This window comes from Lactobacillus gallinarum DSM 10532 = JCM 2011 (genome assembly GCF_001434975.1).
Taxonomy (GTDB): Bacteria; Bacillota; Bacilli; order Lactobacillales; family Lactobacillaceae; genus Lactobacillus; species Lactobacillus gallinarum.
On the sequence record NZ_AZEL01000014.1, the window covers coordinates 1 to 9,343 of the forward strand.

Annotated in this window: 12 protein-coding genes; 8 read left to right on the forward strand and 4 right to left on the reverse strand. The window is 35.9% G+C overall.

Features of this window, described 5'->3' with window-relative positions; genetic code table 11:
* Nucleotides 1–73: 73 nt before the first annotated feature.
* Nucleotides 74–388, reverse strand: a complete 315-nt coding sequence (locus FC37_RS02790; protein ID WP_025006430.1) for a hypothetical protein — start codon at nucleotides 386–388, stop codon at nucleotides 74–76.
* A 383-nt stretch (nucleotides 389–771) separates the two neighbouring features.
* Between FC37_RS02790 and FC37_RS02795 the strand changes: the two genes are divergently transcribed.
* Nucleotides 772–1,530 (forward strand): lysophospholipid acyltransferase family protein, encoded by a 759-nt coding sequence (locus FC37_RS02795; protein ID WP_025006429.1) that lies wholly within the window; start codon nucleotides 772–774, stop codon nucleotides 1,528–1,530.
* Between the two features lie 55 nt (nucleotides 1,531–1,585).
* On the opposite strand, the gene FC37_RS10680 is transcribed toward FC37_RS02795, so the two are convergent.
* Both FC37_RS10680 and FC37_RS10685 read right to left on the reverse strand, forming a co-directional pair.
* Nucleotides 1,586–1,804 carry a hypothetical protein gene (locus FC37_RS10680; protein WP_236697259.1) on the reverse strand — a complete coding sequence of 73 codons (219 nt, stop codon included), beginning with the start codon at nucleotides 1,802–1,804 and terminating at the stop codon, nucleotides 1,586–1,588.
* A 66-nt stretch (nucleotides 1,805–1,870) separates the two neighbouring features.
* Nucleotides 1,871–2,119 carry a helix-turn-helix domain-containing protein gene (locus FC37_RS10685; RefSeq protein WP_025006427.1) on the reverse strand — a complete coding sequence of 83 codons (249 nt, stop codon included), beginning with the start codon at nucleotides 2,117–2,119 and terminating at the stop codon, nucleotides 1,871–1,873.
* A 95-nt stretch (nucleotides 2,120–2,214) separates the two neighbouring features.
* On the opposite strand from FC37_RS10685, the gene FC37_RS02805 reads away from it, so the two are divergent.
* The 7 genes from FC37_RS02805 to FC37_RS02835 all read left to right on the forward strand — a co-directional run bounded on the left by FC37_RS02805 (nucleotide 2,215) and on the right by FC37_RS02835 (nucleotide 7,830).
* On the forward strand, nucleotides 2,215–3,051 hold the full coding sequence (locus FC37_RS02805; protein ID WP_025006426.1) for a glycosyltransferase: 837 nt from the start codon (nucleotides 2,215–2,217) through the stop codon (nucleotides 3,049–3,051).
* Nucleotides 3,052–3,068: 17 nt separating this feature from the next.
* Nucleotides 3,069–4,025 (forward strand): glycosyltransferase family 8 protein, encoded by a 957-nt coding sequence (locus FC37_RS02810; protein WP_025006425.1) that lies wholly within the window; start codon nucleotides 3,069–3,071, stop codon nucleotides 4,023–4,025.
* Between the two features lie 11 nt (nucleotides 4,026–4,036).
* Complete coding sequence (locus tag FC37_RS02815; protein ID WP_025006424.1) at nucleotides 4,037–4,834, forward strand: glycosyltransferase family 8 protein; 798 nt, start codon at nucleotides 4,037–4,039, stop codon at nucleotides 4,832–4,834.
* Complete coding sequence (locus tag FC37_RS02820; RefSeq protein ID WP_025006423.1) at nucleotides 4,831–5,700, forward strand: lysophospholipid acyltransferase family protein; 870 nt, start codon at nucleotides 4,831–4,833, stop codon at nucleotides 5,698–5,700. The genes FC37_RS02815 and FC37_RS02820 overlap by 4 nt, the downstream gene beginning before the upstream one ends.
* A 91-nt stretch (nucleotides 5,701–5,791) precedes the next feature.
* Complete coding sequence (locus FC37_RS02825; RefSeq protein WP_056945469.1) at nucleotides 5,792–6,010, forward strand: cytochrome b5 domain-containing protein; 219 nt, start codon at nucleotides 5,792–5,794, stop codon at nucleotides 6,008–6,010.
* A 155-nt stretch (nucleotides 6,011–6,165) separates the two neighbouring features.
* The gene (locus FC37_RS02830; protein WP_236697260.1) at nucleotides 6,166–6,708 is read left to right on the forward strand and encodes a LysR family transcriptional regulator; all 543 of its coding nucleotides are present in this window, start codon (nucleotides 6,166–6,168) and stop codon (nucleotides 6,706–6,708) included.
* 207 nt (nucleotides 6,709–6,915) lie between these two features.
* The gene (locus FC37_RS02835; RefSeq protein WP_035434639.1) at nucleotides 6,916–7,830 is read left to right on the forward strand and encodes a LysR family transcriptional regulator; all 915 of its coding nucleotides are present in this window, start codon (nucleotides 6,916–6,918) and stop codon (nucleotides 7,828–7,830) included.
* 38 nt (nucleotides 7,831–7,868) lie between these two features.
* On the opposite strand, the gene brnQ is transcribed toward FC37_RS02835, so the two are convergent.
* A complete protein-coding gene (gene brnQ / locus FC37_RS02840) occupies nucleotides 7,869–9,227 on the reverse strand; it encodes a branched-chain amino acid transport system II carrier protein (protein WP_056945470.1) in 1,359 nt (452 codons plus the stop codon).
* Nucleotides 9,228–9,343 lie beyond the last annotated feature (116 nt).

A 9,343-nucleotide genomic window follows, 5' to 3' on the forward strand; every position in this document is an offset into this window, starting at 1 on the left:
ATAAAAAATGAAGCCAAACTTCTTATTATGCTTGACTTTACGTAGAAAAACCTCCGAAAAAATCTCTATCTTCCTACTTAGAAGAATTTTCATTAATAATTTTTGCGACCTTTGCAAAAATATCCTTTACATCTTGGTCTTCCACTTTAAAACCTTTAGCTTCTAGTCCGTCTACTACTGCATTGACAATCCGATTGATTTTTTGGTCGCTGGCTAAGCTTTCTTTGTTGTACAAACCAACGTAATTTTTCATCAGATCATCAGCAGTAATACGAAACTGTTCCAGCCTCTTATTCTTAAAGTGAACATGACTCAAGATACCGACACTTACAACACTAATAATCCAAAACGCTAGAGCTATTAATTCAACGTAATCATGTATATCCATGATTCTTTCCTCACCTCTTTTTTCTTTATTACACAGCCATTGGCACCACCTCTTTATAAAAAATTTATCAACTTAATACTAATATCTGTTGACTGATATTAGTATTTATACTAATATGATGGTATAAGAAATAACCTTAAGCACATGATTCCTTTCTTACTTACACACGTGTTTCTAGGCTCTTTTCTTATTTCTTTCATATCTCGTTGACAGTTCTTATACTACGTCTATAAACTAATATTATCAACACATTTTTAGTAAAAATACTTATTTAATATTTTGAAATACGTGGAGAATGTTTTCTATGATTGAATTAAATGCATCTTTTTTAGCTTAAAGTTTTTCATGATAAGATTAGTTCATACCCACTTGAAGGAATAAGAATGAAACGAATTTACTATTATCATCAAACTACCGACGATGTGGTCGACAGCCACGATCAAAACTTCAGCCTACCAGTCGACTACGTAATTTTACCTACTTCCCGCGGTGCTAAAATTTGGTCCGCCATCGCTCGTCGTCTTGCCGCCGGCTTCGGCTGGATCGTTTTTCGCTTTTTCGACAACGTGAAGGTAATCGGCAAAGAAAAACTCAAGCAAGTCGACGGTGGCTACTTCATCTACGGCAACCATACCAGACCAATGGGCGATGTTTTTACATCCCTTACGATTTTTCCAATTAAGAACTTCTACGCTATCGCAGGTCAAGCCAACTGGGGCATCCCCTTCATCGGCAAATACCTGGTACGCTACGGTGGCCTTCCCGTTGGTAAAGACTTAAAACAGTCGGTCAAGCTGATCAAGGCTATCAAAACCGTGATCAAAGATAAAAAAGGTGAAGTTCTAATCTACCCAGAAGCCCACGTTTGGCCCTACTACACCAAAATTCGTCCCTTTGACGCAACCAGCATGCACTTTCCTGATCAACTGAACGCGCCAAGTTTCGTTATGACCAAAACCTACCATAAAAGACGCTTTGGAAAGCGCCCTCGCGCAGTTGTTTATATCGACGGACCATTTTACCCGGATCAAACTTTAAGCCGTAAGGAAGCCCAAAATAAGCTCCACGATGAAATTCAAAAGACATTAATTGACCGAGCTAAGCTCAGCGATTATGAATATTGCCAATATATCAAAAAATAAGGTTAAGAAACATTTTTGCTTCTTAACCTTATTAGCTTGTCTTTAAAAGTTTTAGTTACCTAATTAACATCATTACTAAAGGTGTGACATCATTTAGATTGTCTTTTCGAATAGAATTACTCAAAAGTACAATAGCATTTTCATCATTCATCCATTCCTGATGCTTAAAAAAGTCATGCATAGCTTGTTTAACTGCCGCAATATCTGTTTTATCATCCTTTGAATTTAGTACAGCTATGATCAAGTTTGCCCTATCTCTTAATTCTGTTGACATATGCTTAGTATTCAAAATTTTCAGCTTTAACTCTTTAGCTTTTTTTACATCATTATCATAAAAAGCTTAATTTAATTCTTGAGATATTTGGGAGTAATCTATGTCATCATTTGATGGAAAATACTTTTTAAAAAATTGAGTAATTGATATTCCACGTAACTGTAAAATTAAAATCAAATCATCAATAAAAATTCTATTTTGTCCATTTTCCATTTTAGAATAATGAGTAACAGATATTTTGCTTCCTTTAATCATTTGACCTTGTGTCAATCCTAACGATTTTCGTTCTTTCCTCAAAGCCTCTGAAATTTTCATCGACTTCAGCCCTCCATTCAGAAAAATGAATTCTACATGGTATCATATAGAATATACAGATTAGTAAATTCGGATACTACTAAACAGGAGTAATTATGAACATACTTTTTTGCGGGGACGAAAACGCAGAAGACGGCGTTTTAATCTCCACACTATCTTTATTAAAGAACTCTGGTGCTAAAGAGCTGCACCTCTACATTTTAACCATGGAAGCTCACAGCGATGAACGCAAATATCATCCCTTCTCTGAACATGCCGCAGACTATATCCGTTCCTTATTAGTTAAAGCAAACCCTAAAAATACGCTGGAGTTGATCGACTGCACTGATCTATTTATCAAGCAGCCACCTACAGCTAACATGAATACGCGTTTTACGCCTTATGCCATGTTGCGTCTATTTGCGGATGAATTACCACAGATCCCTGACCGCATTCTTTACCTAGATGACGATATCGTCATTCGCGGCGACATCACTGCTTTTTACAAGCAAAACATCAAGGGTATCGAACTCGTCGGCGTGCTCGACTACTGGGGCAGATTCTTCTTCCACAATGTCAAAACTAAGCGCGTCTTTGATTACCTAAATTCCGGTGTTTTGCTTTTGAATATGGTTAAGATCAAGCAAACTGGTCTTTTTGCCAAAGTCAGAGACATGATGCAAACCAAGAAGATGTTCCTGCCCGACCAGTCCGCAATTAACAAACTGGCCGTTGCAAAACGTGTCGTACCTCGTCGCTACAACGAACAATATCGCCTGCAAAAAGATACCAAGATTCAACACTTTACCACTAGTTTTCGTTTCTGGCCCTACTTCCATACCCAAACAGTTAAGCCATGGGACGTAGCTCGTGTGCACAGCGTACTGCATCTACATGAATACGACGATATGCTCAACGAATATCTCAAAATTCGCGATAACTTGAAAGAATAATACTTGGAGGAACCATTTTGAAAACTATCCCTGTTTTTTACACTATCAGTGATAACTACACACCATATGCATTTGTTTCAATTCAATCATTAATTGATCATGCTGATCCTAAGAAGGACTACACCATCACTCTTTTGGTTCAAGAAATTTCTGATGAACACAAAAAGAGCTTGGAAGATATGTCAACCGACAACATTCATGTCCACGTCTTCCACATTGACGACGACATGGTTAAGCCAATTCACAAGACTAAAGAAAACTACCTCCGTGCACAATTTTTCACCATGTCTATCTTCTATCGTCTATTCATCCCTGAATTATTCCCACAATACGACAAGGCAGTTTACCTAGATGCTGATACCATCATTTGTGCGGATATTGCAGATTTATACGACACCGAAATCGGCGACAACATGTTTGCCAGCTGTCCTGATTTGTCTATTCGCTACATGCCACTTTTACAAAAATACATCAAGGAATGTCAAGGTATTTTACCTGCCGAAAAGTACATCAACAACGGTGTTATTTTGTTTAACATGAAGGCCTTCCGTGACAAGCACTTCATCGACAAGTTCTACTACCTCATGGGCAAGTACCACTTCGACAACGTCGATCCAGATCAAGCTTACATGAACGAAATTTGCGAAGACAAGATCTACCACTTACCTAAGGAATGGGACGCAATGCCTAACGAAAGCATCCCCGAAATCGAAAATCCTAAGATCGTGCACTACAACTTATTCTTCAAACCATGGCACTTCGAAGATGTGCAATACGCCCACTACTTCTGGGATGTTGCCAAGAAGACACCATATTATGATGAATTAAAGAAACAATTAGATGATTTCACAGATGAAGATCGTCAAAGAGCACGTGCCGACCTAGAACGGATGGCTGAAAGAGTTGATACAATCGTCAAAGAGCCAAATACCTGGGCTAAAGTTAAGCAACATGAATCAGTAAAGATTGGTTAAGGAAAGCAATTATGACAGTTCCAGTTTTTTATAGCATTAGTGACGACTTCACTAAGTATGCTGCAGTATCGCTTAATTCACTGGTTAAACATGCAAATCCTGAGACAGACTACACAGTATATTTTTTAAACCAAGATTTATCTGGCCAGCATAAACAAGATTTAAGTGATCTTGGCATTCAAAATGTGCACGTTAAATTTTTCCATATTGATGATGACATTGCCAAACTTTACAACACCGAACTAGGCAACAACCTATTCGGTGCTTGCACCGACTCCTCTATCCAATATGTAGCCAAAATGGTGAAATACATCAAAGATGTTTTAGCGCTAGATCTAAAGAAATATATTAACTCAGGGATGTTAGTCATGAACTCTAAGGCATTCCGCGATGAGCATTTCATTAACCACTTCATGAATTTACTAGAAAGATACCACTTTGACTGTATTGCCCCAGATCAGGATTACTTAAATGAAATTGGTGAAGGAAGGATTTTGCACCTTGATCCGCGTTGGGATGCGATGCCTAATGAAAATACTAAGCCACTGAAAAATCCTGGTCTGATCCACTACAATCTTTTCTTTAAACCATGGCATTTTAAAAATGTTCAATACGAAGATTACTTCTGGCAAAGTGCTAAAGAGACTAAGTTTTATAATGAATTAAAAGCTGAACTCGATAATTATACTGACGCCGAACGCGCAGATGATCGAGAAAAACTTAATCACATGCTTTTAAAGGAAGATAAAACTGAACAAGATCCTAATAATTGGACACGAGTGAAAGAACGAGAGGCTGTTAAACTATGATTTTTGGCGATAATCGCGAAGCTGTAATTAAAAATATTCAAAAAGCTGCCAACAAGCGAGACTTTACGGCAAAGGCAGAAATTGGCGATCCACAAATGACGCTTGATGAACGATTGAAGTTGGTCAATGACTATTGGAAAAATCGCAAATCATTTTCTAGCAAAATTAATAATCAAATTGGACACGCTATGCTTACTACTTTTGCCAAAACCTTAGCAGGTTCTACTGAATTCAAGGGATTGGAAAATTTAAACAATCTTCCTATTGGTGGTGCAATCGTAACTGCTAACCACTTTAACCAGATTGATTCTTTACCAATTAAATTATTAGCCAACAAGATGCATCATCAACTCTCAATCGTCATTGAAGATACTAACTTGATGCTGCCAGGCTTCTTCCGCTATTTAATGAACTATGTTGGAACTATCCCTCTAGTTCAAAGCGCAAGTTATATTGGCAATGAATTTCCTAAGCATTTAAGCAACGCACTAGCTAAAAACAACTGGGTATTAATTTATCCTGAACAAGAAATGTGGTGGAATTATCGTAAACCACGTAAATTGCAACGTGGCGCCTACTACTTTGCTGCAAAACAAAACGTGCCAGTTATTTCGCTCTTTATTGAGATTAGTGATTTGCCAAAAATAGAAAAGAAAGACTCTAATTTCTACGAGACTAAATATATTGTCCATGTTTTACAACCGATTTTTCCTGATGTTTCTTTAAATGCTAATGAAAATGCGCATAAAATGATGGAACAAGATTATCAACAAAAAGTTGCCGCATACGAAAAAATTTACGGTAAGAAACTTAATTATGATTTCACAGATTGGGATATCGCAGGCTGGCGCGGCCATCTTTCATAAGAAAAATATAAGATAATTTGAAATAGTTTGTTCTAAAGTGACAACGTGTTACCATTAATATAACGTATTTTACTTTAGAAAGGAGCTTCCTATGAAAAAATTTACCAGAGAAACTCTGTCAAACTATAACGGAAAAAATGGTCGACCTGCCTATATTGCAGTTAACGGTACCGTATATGATGTAACTAACAATTCTCAATGGACCAATGGCGAATACCATAATATTATGGCCGGCCAAGATGTTAGTTTTAACTTAACTAATACGCCAGATGTATTAGTTAATATTAATAAGGTTGGTTTATACAACTAGAAATAAATAAAAAATTTGATCAATAAAATAAATCCCCAAAAGAGAGCAGACTGTAAACATCTGCTCTCTTTTTTCTTCTCAAGTCGAATATTGTTCTTATTTAAAAAGATAATATAATAATAGTTAGTATATTATTATAAGTGAAGTGCTAAATTATGAATCTAAATCAACTTTATTACTTTAATGAATTGGTTAAACAACACCAATTTTCTAGTGCTGCAAAACGATTACATATTTCTCAGCCTAGCTTATCTAATTCAATCAAAACCTTAGAAAAAGAATTACATTATAATTTAATCGAACGGCGTAACGGCCGTATTGAATTAACAGAATACGGTCAAATATTCCTTGAATCAGCAGATTCCATTATATTAACCCTCGAAAAGGCAAAAAATAATATTAATCATACCAAGCAAATGAGAAATAATACTATAGAAATAGGTTGCATCCCCACTGCTAGAGAGAACTTTCTGCCTCATATTACTTCAGCATTCGAAAAAGAAAATTCTAGCACATTTCATTACATTTACCACAATGCTATTTCTAATCAAATTTGTTTAGAAGTCCAAACCGGAAATTTCGACTTAGGCATTTGTTCAAAAACTGATAATTATTCTGATTTAAACTTTATTCCTTTATATGTTAAAAATACCGTTTTTACAGCTTCAAAATTGGCATCTAAATTAGAGCTGCCTTAAAGCACGCGAACCATCTATCTAGTCTATAGTACTAAGCATCAGTTATCTCAACCTGCTCAGCAATTAATTGATTTTATTGCAAACTAAAAAATCAGCCAAAAAGGCTGATATTTTTTTGTTCTAAATTTATACTTAATTTATAGATGAAATAGTTCTCTAGCTAATGCGTTATAATAATTTTATTATCGAAGGAAAGAAGGGATTTTCATGAATGACCCTGAAGCTTTATTACATTATCTTGATGTATTACTTAAAGAGAGCAATTTTACTAAAGCAGCGCGAGAATTATATATTTCTCAACCTTATTTGACCCAGTTAATAAAAAGAATCGAGAAAAAACTTGGTACCAAAATTATCAATCGTGACCGGATACCTTTTTCATTAACAGAAGCAGGCATGATTTATTACAAGTATTTAGAAAATATTTCTTACAGTGACCAACAATTGGATCGCGACCTTGCTCCATATACCCAACCTAACAAGGAAATCATTAAATTAGGCATTTTAGAAAGCTTAGGCTCATTTTTATTGCCTCGATTATTACCTTCATTTTTACAAAAAAATCCTAACGTGGAAATTCAGTTATTTGAAAATTCTCCACGCAAAAATGAAACAAATTTACTCAATGGTGACATTGATTGTTATATTGGACAAACACCTGAGACTATTTCCCACGATTTAGATTACCTAGTCAAAAATGGAGAACAATATTATGTAGTCATCCCTCAGAATTCGCCTTATTTCCGCTCTGACAAGTTTATTTTAGAAGCCGATGACTTAGACCTTAAGGAAGTTTTGCAGGCTCCTATGGTATTAAGTGCCTCAGAATCGGCAATTCGACATCAAGTGAATGGCTTATTTCAAAAATTTCATATTAAGCCTTGCATTGTTTTAGAAAGTAAAAGCATCATTACGGCTACAGACTTAGCATTAAGAGGAGTAGGCCTTACTGTTTCTTCAGCTAGCATACTTAGCCGTATGCGTCAAACTCCAGTGAACCTACTAAAAATTGATGAAAATCTAATTTATATTAACTTCTTTATCGCAACTAAAAAAGAAGCCAGGATTTCTTCTTCTTTGCAAGAATTAATCGAAGAATTTAAAAATCTCGATTTAAGTTAAAAAGCATCTGTAAGTTTTTACCTACAGATGCTTTATTGTTAACTATTTTTAGCTTTAATCTTAAATATAATAGTTCCTAGTATTAAACCGACAAGCATAGGAACTACCCAAGATAACCCTTGTCCTGCTAACGGAAGAGTATTTCTAACATGAGCAATAGCCAATCCAAACGAACTTTGACTAACTACTGGCGGCATGCTGACGATCATATCAAGAATAGCTGGAATTAGTGTAAAGAATAAGCTCACCACGTACATAGTCTTATTTTTCTTAAAAATATGCACGCCCAACGATAGAATAATTACTACAATTGCAATTGGATAAAGCAACATAAGTACCGGCTTAGACCAAGCAATAATCGTTTCCAGACCGCAATTAGCTACCAAGAAAGCAGCACCACAAGAAATCCCCAACCAAGTGTGATAGCTTAATTTTGAATAATGAGCATGAAAATCTTGTGCAAAGGCTGCTACTAATCCCACAGCTGTAGTGATACAAGTTAGGATTATTAAAGCTGCTAATAGTGCTTGTCCAGCAATACCTGCATAACTTTGAACGATTTGTGAAAAGGCAATTCCTCCGTCAGCAGAAACTTTAAATCGACCTAAAGACATAGCTCCAATGATGATTAGAAATACGTAGATCAATCCTATGGCTGACATACTAAATACACCTGACTTAGCAGTAACTATTGCGACACTTTTGTCTTCCTTTTTACCCATTTGCCTAATTGCGGTAATAATAGTTACTCCAAATGCCAATCCTGCCAATGCATCCATAGTGTTGTAGCCCTCTAAAAAGCCATTAATAAATGAAAGACCGCTACTACCATATGCATTGGTTGCTGGAGCCGCATTAGGATCTCCCATCGGAAAAAGAAAAACAATGAAAAACACTAAAAAGAGTAAGATTAAAAAGATAGGATTTAAAATCTTACCCAGAGCACTTAAAATATCACTTTCTTTATATGCAATAAGATAAGCAAAAATGAAAAATAAAGTCGTAAAAATCAATAAACCAATCTGATTAAACTGCTTTGGTACAAAAGGAGCTATTCCGACGGTATATGAAACAGTCGCCGTTCTAGGGGTACCAAATAATGGGCCAATAGTTAAATGAATCAAAGTCATGAACACTAATGCAAATTTTGCCCCAGCTGGCAAACCAATATCATACACACCATCTGAATGCGTCAATGCAATAGCTAACACCGAAAATAGCGGTAATAGCACACCCGTTACTAAAAATCCTACTGCTGCAAACGACCAATCATGTCCAGCAATTTGTCCTAAGTGAAGTGGAAAGATTAAGTTACCTGCACCAAAAAACAGAGCAAATAACATGGAACTGATTACGAAGTAATCTTTTTTAGATAACTCGCGTTCAATCTTTTCCATTTCATCCATAATATCAACTCCTAAATATTAATATTTCGACATTATCTCATAAAAAGGATAAAAAAAGAAGGAAGCTAGGCTTCCTTCTCTCTCCTTACTCCGGCTGTCAGACTCGA